Here is a 21,358-nt window from a genome sequence, read left to right as displayed (position 1 = left end):
AAAAAAACAATCGTAAAGTAATTTATTTTAAAAATATTAGAATTAAAATATAAATAAAATTCAATTAGTTTTCTTTATAAATTCGACTAGGTACTACTCCATTTTGAATTTTATACTTTGATTCATAACGAGAACTATAAGATCTTTTTACTGATTTAGAAAGAAGTTCAAAACTTAATGCAGCAATTTTAATTTTAGGGCTTAATTCTAATGTTAAATGTCCAGCATTAAAAATTTCTAATACAATATTACCACTCCAACCAGGATCAATACGATGTGATGTCATATGAATCATCAAACCTAATCTTGCTAAAGATGATCGTCCATCTAACCAACCCACTAAATTATCTGGCAAAGTAATGTTTTCTAATGTCGAAAATAATATAAGTGATCCTGGTTTTAAAAATACTGGATTATTTTTAGAAAATAATTTTTCATCACTAATTGTATTTTTTAAATCTTTAGATATTTTTTCTTTTGAACTACTTAAATTAATACAAGATATTGCATGTTGATAAAAAATACGAAATTTATTTCCAAGATGAATATCTACTGTTATACCATGAATTAATTCTTTTCTAGGATAAGGTATAATAATTAGTTTTTTTTGTATTAACCATTCTTCAATATCCTGATCACATAGACGCATAATTTTACCTATCATAATATAGTATATAAATCTTAATATCTTTAAAAATAATTAATAGCAGAAAGATATATTTAAAAAACACCTTCTGCTATTTTTTAACAGAATAATTAATTTTATTTAAAAAAATTAAATAATTATTATTCAATTAAAAAATTATTTTATGTTGACCAATTTGTGTGAAAATATCCTTTTTTATCAATTCTTTGATATGTATGCGCACCAAAATAATCTCTTTGAGCTTGAATTAAATTTGCTGATAAAAAAGGAGTTCTATAGCTATCATAATATGATATAGCAGATGCAAAAGCGGGAACAGGAATTCCAGATTTAATAGAATATGAAACAATATTCCGTAAAGATTTTTCATATTCATTAGATATTTTAGAAAAATAAGGTGTCAATAATAAATTCTGTACATTATTATCAATATTAAATGCATCTGCTATTTTTTCTAAAAAACTAGCTCGTATAATGCAACCAGATCTAAAAATTTGAGCAATTTTATTATATTTTAAATTCCAAGAATATTTTTCTGATGCCTTTTTTAATTGAGAAAAACCCTGTGCATAAGAAATAATTTTACCTAAATATAAAGCTCGACGTATTTCTTCAATAAATTTTATTTTATTTTTCAAAAATATAGAATTTAAAACAGGACCTTTTAATATTTTCGAAGCAATTATACGTTGATTTTTTAGAGAAGATAAATATCTTGAAAAAACAGATTCAGTAATTAAAGAAAGAGGCTCTTTAAATTCTAAAGCATTTTGACTGATCCATTTTCCAGTTCCTTTATCTTCTGCTTTATCTAAAATTAAATCTAATAAATAACGATTTTTTTCATCTTTTTTAATAAAAATATTTTTTGTTATTTCAATTAAATAACTATTTAATTCACCATTATTCCAATCATTAAATATATTTGAAAGATCTTCATTGTTTAAATTTAATAATACTTTTAAAATTAAATATGACTCTGAAATTAATTGCATATCACCATATTCAATTCCATTATGAATCATTTTTACATAATGACCTGATCCATCAGGACCTATATAAGTTACACAAGATTTTTCTTTAAATTTAGCTGCGATATCTTTTAAAATAGGAGAAATAAGAGTATATGCTTTCTTTGATCCACCCGGCATAAGAGATGGTCCATGTAATGCACCAAATTCTCCACCAGAAACACCCATACCAAGAAAATATATTCCTTTTTTAAGTAAATCATTATTTCGTCTAATAGTATCTTTATAAAAAGTATTACCTGCATCAATTAAAATATCTTCTTTTTCTAAATAAGGAAGAATTAAGGAGATAGTTTCATCAGTAGGACTTCCAGATTTTACCATTAATAAAATACATCTTGGTTTTCGTAATGAATAAATAAAGTCTTTAATAGAAAAATATGGATAAAGATTTTTAATTTTATTATTATTAACTATATCTTCTGTAATTGATCTAGTTCGATTAAAAATAGATACATTATAATTTTTATTTGCAATGTTAAAAGCTAAATTTTTACCCATAACAGCCATACCAACAACACCAATTTGTTGTTTTAACATTTATTTCTCCAATATTAAAAAGATATTATTTTTAAAAATATTATTTAATTTCATATAAACATAATTTTACTTTATTTTTTTATAAAAAAAAAATTATAATAATTACAATATTAAAATATCTTATAATTTTAAAAAATTTTTTATATGATTTTATTTGGTTTGATTTATCAAAATAAGAAAATTTACATATATTAAATAATATGAATTTTATTGAAATTATTTGAAATTAAAATTAATTTAAGATATCATAAATAAAATTTCATTTTATAAATAATATTAATTTAATTAATTTGAAAATAAAAAAATTATAATATTATTTTTTTCTTTGTTTTAAATTCTCAAGAATTAAATTAAAATTTAAATTTTGATCATGTAATAATACAATTAAATGATATATTAAATCTGAAGATTCATTAATTAATTCATTAACATCTTTTTTCATTGCAGCTAAGATTGTTTCTATAGCCTCTTCACCTACTTTCTGTGCTATTCTTTGAGTCCCAGATTTATATAGAGCATATGTATATGAATTTTTTGAATTATTATTTTTTCTACTTTCTATTATTCGTTCTAATTCAAATAAGAAATATAAATAATTATTTTTTAAAGAAAAACAACTATTTTTATCTAAATGACATGTATTCCCAGTAGGTTCAACTAATATTAATAATGTATCATTATCACAATCTGTAGTAATTTTTATTACTCTTAAAAAATTCCCTGAAATTTCACCTTTTACCCATAATCTTTTTTTACTTCGAGAATAAAAAGTAACTAAACCTTTTTTATAAGTTTTTAATAAAGATTCTTGATTCATATAACCATGCATTAAAACTTCATTAGATAAATAATCTTGTATTATTGTGGGAATAATACCATTATTTTTTTCCCAATCCAACTTAGATAATATTTTATTTTTATTTAACATTTTCGAATTTCTATTCCTTTTTTTATTAAAAAATTTTTTAAAGTATGTATATTAATTATGTTCTGATGAAATACAGATGCTGCTAATACACCATCAACATTAGTATAATATAATGCTTCATAAAAATGCTCTAACTTTCCTGCTCCTCCGGATGCAATTAAGGGTACTTTACAAATGTTTCTTATTTCTTTTAATTGCTTTAAATCATATCCCTTTCTTAATCCATCTTGATTCATCATATTCAAAACAATTTCTCCAGCACCTTTTTTTTGAACTTCCTCTACCCAAGAACAAGTCTCCCAATCTGTTTGATAAGTACGATTAATATCACCAGTATACTGTTGAACCATATAACGCTTATTTATTGAGTCAAACCATGAATCAATCCCTACTACTACACATTGTACACCAAAACGATCTGCAATTTTAGTAATTAAAGAAGAATTTAATAGTGCAGATGAATTAATTGATATTTTATCAGCACCAAGAGATAATATACTCTTTACATCGTTTATACTCTTAATTCCTCCAGCTACACAAAATGGAATATTAATAATTTCAGCAATTTTTTCTATCCATCTTCTATCAATTACTTGATTTTTTGCAGCAGCAGTTATATCGTAAAAAACTAATTCATCTATACCTTCTTTGGTATAACGTTTCGATAATTGAATAATATCACCTACAATTTTATGATTTTTAAATTGAACACCCTTAACTACTACTCCATTACTAACATCAAGACATGCGATTATCCGTTTTGCCAACACTCTAAAGCTTCTCCTATTGTAAATTTTTTTTCTAATAAACTTCGACCAATAATGATATTATTAACTCCAATTTTTTTCAAAGATAAGACATCTGATAAATTTGAAATACCTCCAGATGCTTGAAACTTAATATGTCTAAATTTTTTTACAATTTCTTTATATAATAAAAAATTAGGTCCTAATAAAGTACCATCTTTAGATATATCAGTGCAAAGTACATATTTTAAATTTTCAGATGAAAATAAATCAATTATTTCTTCTAATGTAAAGTTAGTTTCTTTTAACCAACCATTAATTGATATTTTTTTAATACTATTTTTAATATTAATATCTAATGCTAAGACAATTTTATTTGGACCATACTTTTTTAACCACTTTTTTACAGTGTTTTGATTAGTTATAACAGAAGATCCAATAACTATCCTTTTAAAACCTAATTCTAATAAAATATTTATATCTTCTTCTGTTCTTATTCCACCACCAATTTGAATAGAAATATTAGTATAAGAAATAATATTTTTAAAAAGTTCTAATTGTCTTTTTTTAACATCCTTTGTTCCACTTAAATCTACTATATGTAAAAATTTTACTCCTTGACGTTCATAATTTAAAAGTAATTCATTTAAATTTATATTATAATATTTTATATTTAAATAATTACCTTTATACAATCGAACTATTTTCCCTTCAAAAAAATCAAACGCTGGAATAATCATTCTACTATATCTCTAAAAAATTTTTTAATAATTGAGATCCTGTGTTACCTGATTTTTCTGGATGAAATTGAACTCCAAAAAAATTATCTTTTTGAATCACAGAACTAAAGGGTATTCCATAATAACTAGTTGCTATGGTATATCTATTCACTGGTATAATATAACTATGTAAAAAATAAAATCTAGATTCTTTTTTAATGTTTTTGAATAAAAGATTATTTGTTTTAAAAAAAATATTATTCCAACCAACGTGTGGTAAAGATAAATTTGGAACTTGTAAAAGCTTTGATGAACAATGATTTAAAACTCCAATTGTGTTAGTTCCACTACATTCTTCACTAAATGTACAAAATAATTGCATACCAAGACAGATTCCTAAAACTGGTTGTTTAAGATTTTTAATAATATCAACAAGATTCTTTTGATGTAAAATTTTCATCACTGCTGCAGCAGTACCTATACCTGGTAATATAATTTTTTTAGCTGTTAATACTAAATTAGGGTCAGAAGTAATAATTGAATGATAACCTAATCTTTTAATCGCTATTTTAATAGAAGTTAAATTTGAACATTTAGTATTTAGTATAACTATTTTCACTATAACATTCCTTTTGATGTTGGTAATTTATTTCCTTTTATTTGTATTGCTTGACGAAGTGTTTTTCCAAAAACTTTAAATAAACTTTCAGCACAATGATGATCATTTTTCCCTTTAAAAGATAAATGAAGTGTAATTTTCATAGATTGACAAAGAGAATAAAAAAAATGTTCTATCATATCAGTATTTAAATCTCCAACCATTTGATGTCTAAAGTGACCTTGAAAATTTAAATATGCACGATTAGACAAATCAATTGTACATTGTGATAAACTTTCATCCATAGGTAAAACGAAACCAAAACGAGATATACCAATTTTTTTTTCTAATGCTTTTAATAAAGCTTGACCTAAAGTAATACCGACATCTTCTACAGTATGATGATCATCAATTTTTAAATCGCCTTGAGCTAATATATAAGTAGAAATACCGCTATGAAATGATAATTGTTCTAACATATGATCAAAAAAATTTATTCCTGTTTTAATATAACTAGAATATTCTTTATCTAACCATACTTTAATATGAATACAAGTTTCTTTTGTTTTTCTAAAAACTTCCCCAAATCTATTTTTTTTTATAATCTTATTAACAATATCTTTCCAAATAAAATCACCTTCTTTATATTGTATTCCTTCTAATTTTATATTTTTTGCTAAATCCATATCTGTTTGACGGTCACCAATAACATAACTTTTATTTTTTTGAAATTTATTTAACCATGGCTGTAATAATTTTATTTTTGGTTTTCTACATTCACAATTATCAGATTTAAAATGTGGACAAATTAAAATATCTTCAAATACTATACCTTCTGATTTAAAAATATTTAAAATAAAAGAATGAGATATGTTAAAATCTTTTAATGGAAAAAATCTAGTTCCTAAACCATCTTGATTCGTTACCATAATAAATTTATAATCTAATTGCATTAATTTATATAAAGATGAAATAACATTTTTTTTAAATACAATTTTATTGATTCTATCAATCTGGTAATTATCTTTAGGTTCATTAACTAACGTGCCATCACGATCAATAAATAATATTTTTTTCTTCAAAATAAATATAACCTCATGATTTATAAATACTATATGTTTGAAAAATTTTGTATTTCTTTAATTAAGTTTACACATTCTAAATAAGATCCAATTGATATTCTTAAACATTTTTTTAAATTTATTTTATGATTTTGATTTCTTAAAATTATACCTTTTTGCCATAATTTATTAAATATTTTTTCAAACATAGAAAACTTTACTAAAATATAATTTGCATGACTATTAAATATTCTTTCTACTAAATTAATTTTTTTTAATTCTTTTACTAACCAGTTTCGATTTAAATTTATTGTTAAAACTCGTTCTTTCATATTTTGAATTGAATTATAACTTAAAGATTGTGTAGCAATATCTGAAATAATTGTAGAAATAGGATATGGACTAATTACTTTATTTAAAATATTAATAATTTCTTTATTTGCTAAAATAAAACCACATCGTATTGCTGCTAATGCGAATGCTTTTGATAAAGTACGTAAAATAATCAAATTTGGATAATCTTTTAAATAATTTACCATGCTATCCTTAATAGAAAATTCTATATATGCTTCATCTATAACTACTAAAACAGATCCTAAAGTTAATTTTAATAAAGTAATAAGATCTTTCCTTGAGATAAGATTTCCTGTTGGATTATTAGGATTACAAATATATATAATTTTAACTTTATTAAGATTCAATCTAATTTGCTCTAAATCAATTTGCCAAGTATTTTTAAAAGTTGGAATTTTTTTTATTCTAATATTAAAAATTTTTGCACATATAGAATACATATCATAAGTTGGTGGACAGTAAATAATTGCATCTTCTTTAGGATCGCAAAAAGCTTTCATTAATAGATCTATACCTTCGTCAGCACCTCTAGTGATTAAAATTTGTTCTTTTAGTAAACCAGCATATTCAGCATAAGCTATACGTAAAGAATTAGGTTGAAACTCAGGATAACGATTAAATGATGTAATATTGGTTTTAAATAAAGGAGAAATAGGAGATTCGTTTGCATTTAACCATATATCACCATTTCCACCAATACGTCGAGCTGATTGATAAGGTTTTAAATTTTTTATATTTGATCTAATTAAATGTGTTATTTTATCCTTCATTTTTATCCTTAAAAAAATTTTTTCTTATTTTTATAGCATTATAATGAGCTTCAAGTTTCTCTGTTTTAGATAGTACTTCAATAGTATCTGATAAATTTATAAAACCATCAGATGTTAATTCCTGAACTAAAATACGTTTTTTAAAATCAGATAATCCTAATGCAGAATTAGAAATAGATTTCCCATATGTAGGTAAAACATGATTTGTTCCAGAAGCATAATCTCCTGCAGACTCAGGAGACCAAGGACCTAAAAAAATTGAACTAGCATTTAATATATAATTTAATAATGATCTTGGTTTCTTTGTATTAATAATTAAATGTTCTGGTGCGTATGTATTAGATATATTAATAGATTCAAAAATATTTTTTGTTAAAATTATTGAACTATTTTTTAATGCAGTATATATATTATTTGATTGAGATAAATTTTTTAATTGTTTTTCAAGAGAGATAACTACTTGCTTAGATAATTCATTAGATGAAGTTAATAATATTACCTGTGAATTAACACCATGTTCAGCTTGAGATAATAAATCAGAAGCAATAAAATCTGAATTTGCAGTTTCATCAGCAATAATTAATAACTCAGATGGACCTGCTAACATATCTATATCTGGTCCGTTTAACATAGAATTAACTTGTAATTTTGCCTCTGTAACGTAAGCATTTCCTGGTCCAAAAATTTTATCTACCTTAGGTATACTTTCTGTTCCAAAAGAAAGAGCAGAAATAGCTTGTGCTCCGCCTATTTGAAAAATTTGATCGATTCCACATGTATAAGCAGTATAAATAATTTCATCACTAATAGGAGGCGGGGAACATAAAATAATATTTTTACATCCAGCAATTTGAGCAGGTATAGCAAGCATTAAAACAGTAGATAATAAAGGAGCTATCCCATTTGGAATATAAATACCAATTGAATTTAGAGGTAAATAAATTTGCTGACAACGTATTCCAGGTTGTGTTTCAATATCTGTATCAAATAAAATTTGAGCTTTATGAAAAGATGTAATATTCTTTTTAGCAATTAAAATAGCCTTTTTTAATATAGGATCAATCTTTAATAAAGAAGATACAATATGATTTTGAGAAACTTTAAATGTATCTAATAAACATTTATCAAATAAATTAGTATAATTCTGTACAGCTTGATCACCTGAAATTTGAACATTTTTAATAATTTCACTTACTTTTGTTCTAATAAGATCACTATTTGAATGAATCGGCCTTAATAAAACTTTTTTTTGTTCATCAAGAGTTAAATCACTCCATTTAACAATTAAATCTAAATATTTCACAATATTTACTCCATCATCTTCTCAATAGGCAAAACTAAAATTGAACTAGCTCCTAAAGATTTTAATTTCTCCATTGTTTCCCAAAATAATGTTTCACTACTAACCATATGCATAGCTACTCGATTTTTATCACCTGCTAATTTTAAAATTGTAGGTCTTTCAGCTCCATGTAATAAAGATATTACTTGTTCAAGTTTATTAATAGGAGCATGTAACATAATATATTTTGATTCACGTGCTTTAATAACACCTTTAATACGAGTCATTAACTTGTTAATTACTTCTCTTTTTAAAAAATTAATGTCTCCGGTTCTACAAATAAGAGAGGCATGTGATTTAAATATAACTTTAACTTCACGTAAACCATTAGCTTCTAAAGTAGCTCCAGTAGAAACTAAATCACAAATAGCATCAGCTAAACCAGCTCTAGGAGCTACTTCTACAGAACCATTTAACATACAAGATTTAAAACGAATATTTTTTCGGTCTAAATATTTTTTTAATAAATTTGGATATGAAGTAGCTATTCTAAAATTTTTTAAAGATTCTATATTAATGTAAGGAGTATTAATAGGAATAGCAAGAGATAATCTACAAATACCAAAATCAAGACGTCTTAAAGTAATATAAGAATTTTCTAAACATTGGGATTTTCGATTTAATAATTCTTCCTCTAAAACATTTTCTCCTACTATACCTAAATCAACTACTCCATCCATTACTAAACCTGGAATATCATCATCACGTACTAACATTACATCAATAGGCATATTTTCAGAAAAAGCTATTAATTTTTGTTGTTTTAAATTAATTTTAATTCCACATAATAATAACAAATTTACAGATTCATTACTTAAACGACCAGTTTTCTGCATAGCTATACGTAAACGATTATTGTTTAACATCTTAAAAATCCTATAATATTTTTATACAAAAAAGTAAATTTTTAAAATTTTACTTTTATAAAACAAAAAAACCCAACAATATAGGGTTTTAAAAAAAGATAGGGTTTTAAAAAAGTTGTTTCTATTGAGTATAAGTAAATATTATTTATAGTAAATTGTAATATATTTAAAAATAAAAAAATTGATGAATTTTTATTTATTATTATTTAATTATAAATTTCAATAAGAGCAATAATAGCTGCATCACTACCAAACATCTTAGGTGCTTGATGAAAAGCAATTATATCAGGATGTTGAGATAACCAAAAAGGTATCTGTTGTTTTAAAATATTTTTCCCATATCCATGTATAATATGTGCACAAAAAATTTTTTCTTTTTGACATATAGTAATTAATTGACCTAATTTTTTTTGTGATTGATATTGGTTTAATCCATGTAAATCAAGTGAAATATCTGGAAAATATTTTCCTTGTTTTAATCGTTTTAAAATATTATTTGAACTTTTATTACGAATGTAAGAAACTGGATTTTCTTTAAAAAAATTTTTTTTATTTCGAAAGCATGAAAAATAATAACTATGTGCTTCTTGTTCAAAAATATTTTTTTTTGAATTTTTACTTAGTACTTTTCTAACTCTTGTATGAAATATTTTATCTTGTACAATTTCACGTATTCCATTTAAATACTGACGAAATACAATATTAATATTATCTTTTTTAAGATTATCTTTATTAGAATATTGCTGATTTTTATTCATAATTATTTATTACCAAAAATTTAATAAATTGATATTGTTTAAAATTATTCTTTTAATAAATATTTTTTTGATTATATAATTTAGTTTTTATAAAAACAACAAATAAAAATTTTTATCATTATTTATTTAATAAAAAAAATATTTTTATATATAATAAATCTATAACTAAAAGAAAAGAAGACAAATATGGCTGGAAATACAATCGGAAAAATATTTTGTGTAACTACTTTTGGTGAATCACACGGCATAGCTTTAGGCTGCATAGTGGATGGTGTTCCACCAGGTTTAAAACTATCATCTGATGATTTACAAGTTGAATTAAATCGAAGAAAACCAGGAAACTCGAGATATACTACACAAAGATGTGAATTAGATAAAGTTCAAATACTTTCTGGAACGTTTAACGGAATTACTACAGGAACTAGTATTGGTTTAATAATTAAAAATACTGATCAAAGATCCCAAGATTATAAAACAATAAAACATTTATTTAGACCAGGACATGCTGATTATACATATGAAAAAAAATATGGTATTAGAGATTATAGAGGAGGAGGAAGATCTTCGGCTCGTGAAACTGCAATGCGAGTTGCTGCTGGAGCTATTGCAAAAAAATATCTTCAAAATAAATATGGAATAAAGATAAGAGCATATTTATCAAAAATTGGCGATATTGAATGTCCATTTGAATCATGGGATGAAGTAAATAACAATCCTTTTTTTTCGGCTAATTCAAAGAAAAATAAAGAAATTAAAGAGCTAATTAAATATTTAAAAAAAATTGGTGATTCAATTGGTGCTAAAATAACAATTATCGCTGAAAATATTCCTATAGGACTCGGAGAACCAGTTTTTGATCGTATAGATGCTGATTTATCACACGCTTTAATGAGTATTAATGCAGCTAAAGGAATAGAAATTGGAGATGGTTTTTTAGTTGTAAATCAAAGAGGCAGTCAACATAGAGATGAAATAAATCCATCTGGTTTTAAAAGTAATCATTGTGGAGGTATTCTAGGTGGAATTAGTAATGGAGAAAATATTATATTAAAAGTAGCATTTAAACCAACATCAAGTATACGAATACCAGGTGAAACAGTAAATATAAATAATGAAAAATCAAAAATAGTTGTAAAAGGAAGGCATGATCCATGTGTAGGTATACGAGCAGTCCCAATTACTGAAGCAATGGTTGCTATTGTAATTATGGATCATATATTAAGATTCCGAGCACAATGCGATAAAAAAATTGTTTAAAAAGTATTAATATATTTAAAAAAAATTGAATTATTTTAAATACATTATATTTGATATATTTTAAAATATCTGTTAATTCGTTTAATACCGGAATAAAATTGAAATAAATATACCACAAATTTTTTTTATGGAGGACATTTAAAATAATGTTCACAGGAAGTATTGTAGCTTTAATTACACCAATGAATAAATCAGGAAATATTTGCTATTCTAGTTTAAAAAACCTGATTGATTATCATGTATTGCATAAAACAACAGCAATTGTTTCAATTGGAACAACTGGAGAATCAGCTACCTTAAGTCAAGAAGAACATATTAAAGCTGTAATGCTAACATTAGAAATTGCAGATAAAAGAATTCCAATTATTGCAGGAACAGGTGCAAATGCAACTACAGAAGCTATATCATTAACAAAAAGATTTGAAAAATCTGGAATTTCTGCTTGTTTAACTGTTACTCCATATTATAATAAACCTACTCAAGAAGGATTATATCAACATTTTAAAGCTATTTCAGAAAATACAGAATTACCACAAATTTTATACAATGTTCCCAGTCGCACTGGATGTGATTTATTACCAAAAACTATAAAACGTTTATCTAAATTTAATAATATAATTGGAATAAAAGAAGCAACTGGGGATTTATCAAGAATTAATAAAATTAAAAATGTAGTTAAAGATAATTTTTTATTAATTAGTGGAGACGATGCAACAGCATTAGATTTTATGCAATTAGGTGGTCATGGAGTCATTTCAGTAACAGCAAACGTTGTTGCAAAAGAAATGAAAAAAATGTGTTCATATGCATTAAAAGGTGATTTTATTAATGCAAGAATTATAAATAAACGTTTATCTTTATTACATGAAGCGTTATTTTCAGAACCTAATCCAATTCCAATAAAATGGCTTGCTAAAAAAATAGGTTTAATTAAATATGACACATTACGTTTGCCAATGACTCCAATTTCATATTCATTAAAAATAAAACTTGAAAAAGCTTTTCAATATGCCAATGTTTAAAAAAAATATTTTTTTTTTCAAAAACAAAATAATAATTCTTCAATTATTTTTTATCTTTTCATTAACCTCATGTAACTTAAATAGTTCACCAAAAAATTATAACATTCTTTTTAATAAAAATAACTTACATCAATTTAAAAAATTAATTATACCGAAGGATATAAATTTCCCTCATGAAAATCCAGAATATAAAATCCCTTATACAAAAAAAGATATAAATAGAGAAAACATTAATATCTTTCCCCCTATATAAACTATTAGTAATATTGAAAAATTATTTCTATTGTTTTTTAAAAATGCAGATTATCCTAACAGATATTCTGCATCACTATTAAATATTTCATAGATAATTTTTTAAATTCAAATAAATAAATTTTTCATAATGTTTTTATAAATTAAAGTTAATATTTTTAGATCTGATATTTTTACACATTCATTCACTTTATGAATAGTACTATTAACTAAACCTAATTCTACAATTTGAGAATTAAGTGGAGCAATAAAACGACCATCTGAAGTACCACCATCTGTAGATAAAATTGGTGTTTTTTTAGTAATATAAAAAATAGATTTTATTACAGATTTTATTAATACTCCTTTTTTTGTAATAAAAGGTAGACCAGAAAGATTCCATTTTATAGAATAATTAATATTATTTTTCTTTAATATTTTTTCAAATTTTAATATAATTTTTTCTTTTGATATTTCATTACTAAATCTAAAATTAAATTGTACAAATAAAGTACCTGGAATTACATTATTATTACCTTCTCCTGAATGAATATTAGAAATATTTATACTAGTAGGAGTAAAAAAATCATTACCATTATCTAATGGCATTGATAATATTTTTAAAATAATCGGTAATCCTTTATGAATAGGATTATCTGCTAAATGAGGGTATGCAATATGACCTTGAACACCAAAAATTTCTAAATCAGCTGTAAGCGATCCCCGACGTCCATTTTTTATACAGTCTCCAATTTCAATATTACTAGTTGGTTCACCAACAATACAATAATCAATTATATCTTTTTTAGATATTAAATAATCTACTACTTTTTTTGTACCATCAACAGCAGAAGATTCTTCATCTGATGTAATTAAAAAAGATAATCGACCTTGATAATTTGGATATCTTTCCAAAAATTGTTTAGTTGCAACAAGCATAGATGCTAAAGCTCCTTTCATATCTGCTGCACCTCTACCAAAAAGAATTCCATTTTTTATTATAGGATCAAATGGATGATGATTCCAATCTTGATAATTTCCAGGTGGTACTACATCTGTATGACCTAAAAAAGTCAATGTTTTACCACTTCCCTTAGTAGCCCAAAAATTTCTTGTATGATTGATATTTATTTCTTTTATTTCAAATCCAAGATTAGATAAAAAATCTATCATAATATCCTGACATCCCAAATCTCTTGGACTAATAGATGGAATTTTAATTAATTTCTTTGTTAATTCAGTTATTAAACAAATCATATTTTTCTCATAAAAATTCTTTAAATAAATACAATATACTTTGAAAATAGGGGGCTATAAGCCCCTAAAAAACTATTTAAAATAGTTAAAATTAATATTTTAAAAAAATTTTTGTTTTATTAACTATATTATCTACAGTAAAACCAAAATTTTTAAATAAAATATTACCTGGAGCAGATTTTCCAAATGTTTCCATACCAATAATTAAACCATTTATTCCTACATATTTGTACCAAAAATCCTTAATACTTGCTTCTACTGCAATCTTTTTAGTTACATGAGAAGGTAATACTGATTCTTTATAAACTTGGTCCTGTCTATCAAAAACATTATTAGAAGGCATTGAAACAACACGAACAGAGTATCCAAAAGAAGCAATTTTTTTAGCTGCAAGTAAAGTAATTTCAATTTCTGAACCAGTTGATATAAAGATCACATCAATAGATTTATTAGAATCATATAATATATATGCTCCATAAGAAATTTGATTTAATTGTATTTTAGTTCTATAACATTGAGATAAATTTTGACGTGATAAAATTAATGCAGTAGGTCCTTTTTTCTTTTCAATCGCATATTTCCATGCTATCGCAGTTTCTACTTGATCACAGGGTCTCCATACATCTAAATTTGGAGTTGTTCTTAAACTAATTAATTGCTCTACTGGCTGATGAGTAGGTCCATCTTCACCTAATCCAATAGAATCATGTGTATATATGAAGATATGTTTAGTATTCATTAAAGCAGCCATACGAACGGCATTTCTTGCATATTCAACAAAAATTAAAAATGTAGAAGTATATGGAATAAATCCTCCATGATTCGCAATACCATTAGCAATTGCAGTCATTCCAAATTCACGAACACCATAATGAATATAATTACCAGACGGATATTCTACTATAGATCGTGAAGACGAACAAATACTTAAATTACTAGGAGATAAATCTGCTGATCCACCAATTAACTCAGGCAATATCTTGACAAATTTTTCTAAAACATTTTGAGAAGCATTACGACTTGCTATATTTTTCGGATTATTTTGTAAATTTAAAATATATTTATCAACTTTTTTATTCCATTCTTCAGGCAAATTTTCTTGAAAACGACGTAAATATTCTTTTGCAAGTTTAGGATATTTTAATTTATATAAAGAAAATTTCTTATTCCATAATTTTTCTAATTTTTCACCTTGTTGAATAAAATTCCACTTTTCATAAATTTTTTTAGGTATTTCAAAAGGTGAGTATTTCCATTGTAAATTATTTCTTGTTAAAATAATTTCTGATTCCCCTAATGGAGCACCATGAGATTCAGAAGTACCAGATTTATTTGGTGATCCAAAACCAATGATAGTATTACAAATAATAATAGAAGGTTTATTTTTTACAGATATTGCGGCCTTAATACTTTTTTCAATAGATTCTGAATTATGACCATCTACATCCTTTATTACATGCCAATTATAAGATTTAAAACGCATAACTGTATCGTCTGTAAACCAGTTAGATATTTTTCCATCTATAGAAATACCATTATTATCATAAAAAACAATTAATTTTCCGAGTTTTAAAGTACCTGCTAAAGAACAAACTTCATGTGAAATACCTTCCATTAAACAACCATCACCTACAAATACCCAGGTATAATGATTAATTATATCATAATCTGGCTTATTAAAATAAGCACTTAAAGTTTTTTCTGCAATAGCCATTCCAACTGCGTTTGCTAAACCTTGACCTAATGGCCCAGTAGTTGTTTCTACTCCTGGTGTTTCATTTATTTCAGGATGACCAGGTGTTTTAGAATTAAGTTTTCTAAAATTCTTAATTTCTTCTATTGATAAATTATATCCAGTAAGATGTAATAAACTATATAATAACATTGAACCATGGCCATTAGATAAAACAAAACGATCTCGATTATCCCATTTAGGATTTTTTGGATTATGTTTTAAAAAATTTCTCCATAATACTTCTGCAATATCCGCCATACCCATAGGCATACCTGGATGCCCTGATTTTGCAGATTGAACTGCATCTACACTTAACATACGAATTACATTTGATAAATCTTTTTTTAAATACATATTACTTCCTCTAATTTTAATTTTATAAAAAAATAAATATTTAAATTAATCTTGAAAAAATTTTTTCTAAAAGAATTTGATCTTTTCCAAAGTTTCTTATACCTTCTGATAATTTATGTACAGCCATTTCATCTTGATTATGCTCCCATCTAAACTCATCCTCAGTAAGAGGAATAGGTGGAACTTTAAATTTATTAGGTGGAATTAACTTTCTATCAAAAATTTCATTATTTAATGCAAGTTTTTTTAATAATATAGGAGAAATAGTTAATCGATCACATCCAGATAATGATAAAATTTGTTGAATATTTCTAAAACTAGCACCCATAATAATAGTTTTATAATTATGTTTTTTATAAAATTCATATATTTTATAAACAGAAATTACTCCAGGATCTTTATCAAACGATAAATTTGATATTAAATTTTGAGATTTATACCAATCATAAATACGACCAACAAATGGAGATATTAAAAATACATTTGCCTCTGCACAAGCACGTGCTTGAGCAAATGAAAATAAAAGAGTAAGATTACAAAAAATACCATCTTTTTGTAATTCTTCTGCCGCTTTAATACATTCCCACGTAGATGCTAATTTAATTAATACTCTTTTTCGAGATATACCTTCTTCTTCATACATATTAATAATTTTTTTAGCTTTTAAAATACATTTTTCTTGATTAAAAGATAAACGAGCATCAACTTCACTAGAAATATAACCTGGTATATATTTTAAAATTTCTATACCAAGATCAACTAAAACTTTATCACTTGCATTTATTAATTTATCCTGATTTAAACCTCCTTTTTTTTTCGCATATCTTATCGCCTTATTGATAAAATATTGATTAGCATCTAAATTTAATGCTTGTAAAATTAAAGATGGATTTGTAGTAGCATCCTCTGGTTTGTATTTACGAATCGAATCTATATCACTTGTATCTGCAACAATTTTAGTAAATTTTTTTAATAAATCTAATTGATTCATGTTTAACCCTTCTAAATAAAAAACATTTAAAAATTAATAAATTATATTATTTTTTATACATTGTATATCTATAACTTTAATAAAAAAATTCAAATAATATTAACTTTTGAAACACTAATATTTCTTTAATATTAAAGAAACATTAGTCCCTCCAAATCCAAAATTATTAGACATTGCAATTTGAATTTTTTTAGAAATAGTTTTCTGAATAATATTCATATTTTTTGCATATGGTTCTAATTTTTTAATATTGATTGATGGAGCAATGAAATTATACTTCAACATTAATAAAGTATAAATTATTTCATGTACACCAGATGCTCCTAAAGAATGACCAGTCATTGATTTTGTTGATGAAATCATCGGTTTTTTCTCATGAAGAAAAGATCTTTTAATTGCTTTTAATTCAATTAAATCACCAATTTTAGTAGATGTTCCATGCGTATTAATATAATCAATTGATAAATTCTTTTGATTTTTTGCTAAATTCATAGATCTTAACGCTCCTTCTCCAGAAGGCGATACAATATCTTTACCATCAGATGTTGCACCGTATCCAATGATTTCAGCATATATATAAGCAGATCGAGAAATTGCAGAATTTAAACTTTCAATAACAACAATACCTCCACCGCCTGATATTACAAAACCATCTCGGTGAACATCATAAACACGAGATGATTTTTTAGGAGTATTATTAAAATTTGAAGAAAGCACTTTCATAACATCAAACTCATAAGCTAATTCACAACTTACTTCTTCACCTCCTCCAGCAAAAATAATATCTTGTTTTCCAAATTTAATTAACTCAAAAGCATTTCCAATACAATGTCCAGAAGTCGCGCAAGCAGAGCTAATTGAATAATTTACACCATAAATTTTAAAAATAGTTGATAAACATGCTGAAATTCCAGATGTCATAGATTTAATTGCAATATATGGGTTTAAAAAATGCAAACTAAAGGGGTTTTTCTTAATATTCGTATATTTTATATAATCTTTTCGAGAGCCTCCTCCAGAACCAACAATTAATCCAATACGAGAATTTTTTTGATAATCTTCATTTCTTAAATTAGCATCTTGAATAGCTTGTTGCATAGACAAAAATGCATATATAACACCATCACTCATAAAACGAGACATTTTTTTAGTTATTAAATTTTTATATTCTAATTTAATATCCCCCCAAACTTGACTTCTCATACCTAATTTTTTCATCTCTTCTGAAAATGTAATTCCAGAATGACCATTATATAATGAAGTTAAAACTTCTTTTTGATTATTTCCAATACTTGAAATAATACCTAAACCTGTGATAACTACTCTATTCAATTATACTCCTTATTAATAATATTTTATTTTAAATAAGATATATAAAAAATAAATTTGATATTATCTAGATAATAAATAATTAATAATTTTAACTAAAATAAAAATTTTTAGGAAAAAAAGTGAATTTGTTTAAATATAATGGAACTCTTTATATTGTACCTACACCTATTGGTAATTTATCTGATATAACTTATCGTGCATTAAAAATATTAAAAGAAGTTGATTTAATAGCTTGTGAAAATATAAAACGTACTAATATTTTATTAGAACATTTTAATATTAAAAACACCTTAATATCTTTTAATAAAAATAATGAATTTTATAAAACTGATAATTTAATTCAAAAATTAAAACAAGGAAAAAAAATTGCTTTAGTATCTAATGCCGGAACGCCGATAATTAATGATCCAGGTTATTTGTTAATTAAAAAATGCCATATATTCTGCATTCAAATTATCCCTTTGCCAGGGCCTTGTTCAGCAATTACAGCATTAAGTGCTTCTGGAATATCTACTAATCGTTTTTGCTATGAAGGATTTCTACCTTCTAAAAAAAAAATAAGACAAAATTTATTGCATTCTTTAAGAAAAGAAAAAAGAACAATTATTTTTTGTGAATCAAAATATAGAATAATTGAAACTATAAAAGATATAATAAATGAAATTGGAAAAAATAGACATATAGTAATTGCTAGAGAAATAACAAAAAAATGGGAAATAATTTATGGAAATAAAGCAAAAGTCATGCTTTCTTGGTTAGAAAATAATAAAAATATTTATAGTAAAGGAGAAAATATTATTATTATTAACGGTTATAAAAAAGATAAAAATATTAATATTTCAGAAAATACAATTAATACTTTTCAAATATTAAAAAATTTTTTATCATTAAAACAATCAGTTCTTATTACTTCTAAAATTCATAAAGTTAGTAAAAATAATTTATATCAGTATGCAATTAAAAATAAAGAAAAATGATTTTTTTTTTTAAATAATATATAATATTTAAAAAAGAAGTTGACTAAAACAGTCGCTTTTTAGAGTTTTCTAAAAAGAGGAAAGTCCGGGCTCCATAGAGCAAGGTGCCAGGTAACACCTGGAAAGCGCAAGCTTATGACAAGTACAACAGAAAAAAAACCACCAGGTTATAATATATTTTAAAATATTATTAATTTATGGCAAGGGTGAAAAGGTGTGGTAAGAGCACACCGCATAATTGGTAACAATTTATGGCATTGTAAACTCCACCTGGAGCAAGGTCAAATATAGGTTATTATAAAAAAGTATGGCTCGTACAAGAACCTGGGTAGACCGCTTGAATTAACAAGTAATTGCTAATCTAGATGAATGACTGTTTAAAACAGAACCCGGCTTATCAGTCAACTTCTTTAAAAAATAAAAAAGGTAATAAATTTATTACCTTTTATTTGTTTTATTTAAATCGATATTACTTTCCTGAAATTTGCATTTCAGAAACTAATATAGATCCACATTGAATATTATTACGAATATCAATATCATTACTAATACTTAAAATATTACTCCATACTTCTCTTAAGTTACCAGATATAGTAACTTCATGTACTGGGTATTGAATATTCCCATTTTCGATCCAAAAACCCATTGCACCTTGAGAATAATTTCCACTAACAATATCTACACCTTGCCCCATTAATTCAGTTACTAATAATCCATTTTTTATATATTTTAATAAATTTTTAAATGATATATTTTGATGTGAAACTAACCAATTCGAAATACCCCCACAATTTCCAGTACTAACTAATCCTAGTTGACGAGCATTGTAATTATTAAGCAACCATGTTTTTAATACTCCATTTTTTACTATATATTTCACAGTTGTTTTTACACCTTCATTATCAAATGGTTTGCTACCCAATCCTTGAAGAATATGTGGATTCTCTATAATATTTAACCAGTTAGGAAAAATTTTCTTTTTTAAATCATTTAGTAAAAAAGTGGATTTTCTATAAACATTATTACCATTAATAGCTGAAACTAAATAAGAAAAAAAAGAAGAAGATAATTCGTTTGAGAATATAATTGGAGACTTCATTGTATTAATTTTTCTAGCACCTAATCTAGATATCACGCGTTTTGCAGTTGTTTGACCTAATTTTTTAGGATTATCTAAATTTTCTATTTTTCTAGAAATAGAATAGTTAAAATCTCTTTGCATTAGATTATTATCACGTGCAATCATACAATTGTAAGCTGAATAACGAGTAGATTTATATATTTCAAGCATCCCTAAACTATTTCCAAAAATATTTATATTAATATGATTACTAAAAAAACTTCCTTCACTATTAATAATTCTTTTATCAAATTTAAAAGCTTCTTTTTCTACTTGAGATGCAAAATTAATTCCATCTTTTATATTTATTTCTGATGGATGAAATAAATCTAAATCATTAGCATTAAAACACAATAATTCTAAATCTGGTAATCCTATACAAAAATCAGAAGAAGAATGCTTAGAAATGTCAATTGCAATATTTAACATTTTTTTTATACTATTAGTACTAAAATCTCTAGACGATATACTGCCTTTAGAAAATTTATTATAAATAGTAATAAATAATATACTATCATTATTAAATTCTATATTCTCTACAATATTATTTCTAATATTAACAGTGCTACCTATTGTTTTTTTAACAAAAACCTCAACTAAATAATTATTTTTTTTTTGAACTAAATAAATTATATTTTTTATTACTTCTAATAATAAATCTTCTTCTATCTTAATTTGATCTATTAATTTCATTTATAACTCCTTGGATATATAATATACAAG

The 21,358-nt window shown here is 24.5% G+C and carries 19 protein-coding genes and 1 other RNA gene; 4 read left to right on the top strand and 16 right to left on the bottom strand.

Features of this window, described 5'->3' with window-relative positions; genetic code table 11:
- Positions 1-64: 64 nt before the first annotated feature.
- The 11 genes from dcd to smrB all read right to left on the bottom strand — a co-directional run bounded on the left by dcd (position 65) and on the right by smrB (position 10,359).
- Positions 65-649 carry a dCTP deaminase gene (dcd, locus tag AB4W67_RS00530; RefSeq protein ID WP_367682631.1) on the bottom strand — a complete coding sequence of 195 codons (585 nt, stop codon included), beginning with the start codon at positions 647-649 and terminating at the stop codon, positions 65-67.
- A gap of 158 nt (positions 650-807) precedes the next feature.
- Positions 808-2,217, bottom strand: a complete 1,410-nt coding sequence (gene gndA / locus AB4W67_RS00525; protein WP_367682630.1) for an NADP-dependent phosphogluconate dehydrogenase — start codon at positions 2,215-2,217, stop codon at positions 808-810.
- Positions 2,218-2,530: 313 nt separating this feature from the next.
- A complete protein-coding gene (gene hisIE, locus AB4W67_RS00520; RefSeq protein WP_367682629.1) occupies positions 2,531-3,145 on the bottom strand; it encodes a bifunctional phosphoribosyl-AMP cyclohydrolase/phosphoribosyl-ATP diphosphatase HisIE in 615 nt (204 codons plus the stop codon).
- On the bottom strand, positions 3,139-3,915 hold the full coding sequence (hisF, locus tag AB4W67_RS00515; protein ID WP_367682628.1) for an imidazole glycerol phosphate synthase subunit HisF: 777 nt from the start codon (positions 3,913-3,915) through the stop codon (positions 3,139-3,141). Before hisF ends, hisIE begins: the two co-directional genes overlap by 7 nt.
- Positions 3,897-4,631 (bottom strand): 1-(5-phosphoribosyl)-5-[(5-phosphoribosylamino)methylideneamino]imidazole-4-carboxamide isomerase, encoded by a 735-nt coding sequence (gene hisA / locus AB4W67_RS00510; protein WP_367682627.1) that lies wholly within the window; start codon positions 4,629-4,631, stop codon positions 3,897-3,899. The genes hisF and hisA overlap by 19 nt, the downstream gene beginning before the upstream one ends.
- Before the next feature lie 4 nt (positions 4,632-4,635).
- A complete protein-coding gene (hisH, locus tag AB4W67_RS00505) occupies positions 4,636-5,229 on the bottom strand; it encodes an imidazole glycerol phosphate synthase subunit HisH (RefSeq protein ID WP_367682626.1) in 594 nt (197 codons plus the stop codon).
- Positions 5,229-6,290 carry a bifunctional histidinol-phosphatase/imidazoleglycerol-phosphate dehydratase HisB gene (hisB, locus tag AB4W67_RS00500; protein ID WP_367682625.1) on the bottom strand — a complete coding sequence of 354 codons (1,062 nt, stop codon included), beginning with the start codon at positions 6,288-6,290 and terminating at the stop codon, positions 5,229-5,231. The genes hisH and hisB overlap by 1 nt, the downstream gene beginning before the upstream one ends.
- Before the next feature lie 29 nt (positions 6,291-6,319).
- On the bottom strand, positions 6,320-7,393 hold the full coding sequence (gene hisC / locus AB4W67_RS00495; protein ID WP_367682624.1) for a histidinol-phosphate transaminase: 1,074 nt from the start codon (positions 7,391-7,393) through the stop codon (positions 6,320-6,322).
- Positions 7,383-8,696 (bottom strand): histidinol dehydrogenase, encoded by a 1,314-nt coding sequence (gene hisD, locus AB4W67_RS00490; RefSeq protein ID WP_367682623.1) that lies wholly within the window; start codon positions 8,694-8,696, stop codon positions 7,383-7,385. Before hisD ends, hisC begins: the two co-directional genes overlap by 11 nt.
- Before the next feature lie 5 nt (positions 8,697-8,701).
- Positions 8,702-9,601: an ATP phosphoribosyltransferase gene (gene hisG, locus AB4W67_RS00485; RefSeq protein WP_367682622.1), complete on the bottom strand. Its 900-nt coding sequence runs from the start codon at positions 9,599-9,601 to the stop codon at positions 8,702-8,704.
- A gap of 206 nt (positions 9,602-9,807) precedes the next feature.
- Positions 9,808-10,359, bottom strand: a complete 552-nt coding sequence (gene smrB, locus AB4W67_RS00480) for an endonuclease SmrB (RefSeq protein ID WP_367682621.1) — start codon at positions 10,357-10,359, stop codon at positions 9,808-9,810.
- A gap of 186 nt (positions 10,360-10,545) precedes the next feature.
- On the opposite strand from smrB, the gene aroC reads away from it, so the two are divergent.
- Both aroC and dapA read left to right on the top strand, forming a co-directional pair.
- On the top strand, positions 10,546-11,616 hold the full coding sequence (aroC, locus tag AB4W67_RS00475; RefSeq protein ID WP_367682620.1) for a chorismate synthase: 1,071 nt from the start codon (positions 10,546-10,548) through the stop codon (positions 11,614-11,616).
- A 146-nt stretch (positions 11,617-11,762) separates the two neighbouring features.
- A complete protein-coding gene (gene dapA / locus AB4W67_RS00470; RefSeq protein WP_367682619.1) occupies positions 11,763-12,638 on the top strand; it encodes a 4-hydroxy-tetrahydrodipicolinate synthase in 876 nt (291 codons plus the stop codon).
- A 360-nt stretch (positions 12,639-12,998) separates the two neighbouring features.
- Here the strand turns inward: dapA and dapE are convergent, their stop codons facing one another.
- The 4 genes from dapE to AB4W67_RS00450 form a co-directional block, all read right to left on the bottom strand.
- Entirely contained in the window at positions 12,999-14,126 is a 1,128-nt protein-coding gene (gene dapE, locus AB4W67_RS00465) for a succinyl-diaminopimelate desuccinylase (RefSeq protein ID WP_367682618.1), read from the bottom strand.
- 91 nt (positions 14,127-14,217) lie between these two features.
- Positions 14,218-16,215, bottom strand: a complete 1,998-nt coding sequence (gene tkt, locus AB4W67_RS00460; protein WP_367682617.1) for a transketolase — start codon at positions 16,213-16,215, stop codon at positions 14,218-14,220.
- A 40-nt stretch (positions 16,216-16,255) separates the two neighbouring features.
- Complete coding sequence (gene tal, locus AB4W67_RS00455; RefSeq protein WP_367682616.1) at positions 16,256-17,206, bottom strand: transaldolase; 951 nt, start codon at positions 17,204-17,206, stop codon at positions 16,256-16,258.
- Positions 17,207-17,320: 114 nt separating this feature from the next.
- On the bottom strand, positions 17,321-18,538 hold the full coding sequence (locus AB4W67_RS00450; protein WP_367682615.1) for a beta-ketoacyl synthase N-terminal-like domain-containing protein: 1,218 nt from the start codon (positions 18,536-18,538) through the stop codon (positions 17,321-17,323).
- A gap of 119 nt (positions 18,539-18,657) precedes the next feature.
- On the opposite strand from AB4W67_RS00450, the gene rsmI reads away from it, so the two are divergent.
- Both rsmI and rnpB read left to right on the top strand, forming a co-directional pair.
- The gene (rsmI, locus tag AB4W67_RS00445; RefSeq protein ID WP_367682614.1) at positions 18,658-19,515 is read left to right on the top strand and encodes a 16S rRNA (cytidine(1402)-2'-O)-methyltransferase; all 858 of its coding nucleotides are present in this window, start codon (positions 18,658-18,660) and stop codon (positions 19,513-19,515) included.
- Between the two features lie 35 nt (positions 19,516-19,550).
- Positions 19,551-19,928, top strand: an RNA gene (rnpB, locus tag AB4W67_RS00440) — RNase P RNA component class A.
- A 56-nt stretch (positions 19,929-19,984) separates the two neighbouring features.
- Here rnpB and pmbA read toward each other — a convergent pair.
- Positions 19,985-21,328 carry a metalloprotease PmbA gene (gene pmbA, locus AB4W67_RS00435; protein WP_367682613.1) on the bottom strand — a complete coding sequence of 448 codons (1,344 nt, stop codon included), beginning with the start codon at positions 21,326-21,328 and terminating at the stop codon, positions 19,985-19,987.
- Positions 21,329-21,358: the final 30 nt, after the last annotated feature.

It is taken from the genome of Buchnera aphidicola (Protaphis terricola) (assembly GCF_964059145.1).
GTDB lineage: Bacteria > Pseudomonadota > Gammaproteobacteria > Enterobacterales > Enterobacteriaceae > Buchnera > Buchnera aphidicola_BP.
This window is presented reverse-complemented; position numbering and strand designations above follow the sequence as displayed.

What these genes read in the sequence shown, in the direction of transcription:
- tal (WP_367682616.1), bottom strand. Translation starts at nt 17,206, where the DNA reads ATGAATCAATTAGATTTATTAAAAAAATTTACTAAAATTGTTGCAGAT.
- gndA (WP_367682630.1), bottom strand. Translation starts at nt 2,217, where the DNA reads ATGTTAAAACAACAAATTGGTGTTGTTGGTATGGCTGTTATGGGTAAA.
- hisA (WP_367682627.1), bottom strand. Translation starts at nt 4,631, where the DNA reads ATGATTATTCCAGCGTTTGATTTTTTTGAAGGGAAAATAGTTCGATTG.
- dcd (WP_367682631.1), bottom strand. Translation starts at nt 649, where the DNA reads ATGCGTCTATGTGATCAGGATATTGAAGAATGGTTAATACAAAAAAAA.
- dapA (WP_367682619.1), top strand. Translation starts at nt 11,763, where the DNA reads ATGTTCACAGGAAGTATTGTAGCTTTAATTACACCAATGAATAAATCA.
- tkt (WP_367682617.1), bottom strand. Translation starts at nt 16,215, where the DNA reads ATGTATTTAAAAAAAGATTTATCAAATGTAATTCGTATGTTAAGTGTA.
- smrB (WP_367682621.1), bottom strand. Translation starts at nt 10,359, where the DNA reads ATGAATAAAAATCAGCAATATTCTAATAAAGATAATCTTAAAAAAGAT.
- hisG (WP_367682622.1), bottom strand. Translation starts at nt 9,601, where the DNA reads ATGTTAAACAATAATCGTTTACGTATAGCTATGCAGAAAACTGGTCGT.
- hisC (WP_367682624.1), bottom strand. Translation starts at nt 7,393, where the DNA reads ATGAAGGATAAAATAACACATTTAATTAGATCAAATATAAAAAATTTA.
- dapE (WP_367682618.1), bottom strand. Translation starts at nt 14,126, where the DNA reads ATGATTTGTTTAATAACTGAATTAACAAAGAAATTAATTAAAATTCCA.
- aroC (WP_367682620.1), top strand. Translation starts at nt 10,546, where the DNA reads ATGGCTGGAAATACAATCGGAAAAATATTTTGTGTAACTACTTTTGGT.
- hisIE (WP_367682629.1), bottom strand. Translation starts at nt 3,145, where the DNA reads ATGTTAAATAAAAATAAAATATTATCTAAGTTGGATTGGGAAAAAAAT.
- pmbA (WP_367682613.1), bottom strand. Translation starts at nt 21,328, where the DNA reads ATGAAATTAATAGATCAAATTAAGATAGAAGAAGATTTATTATTAGAA.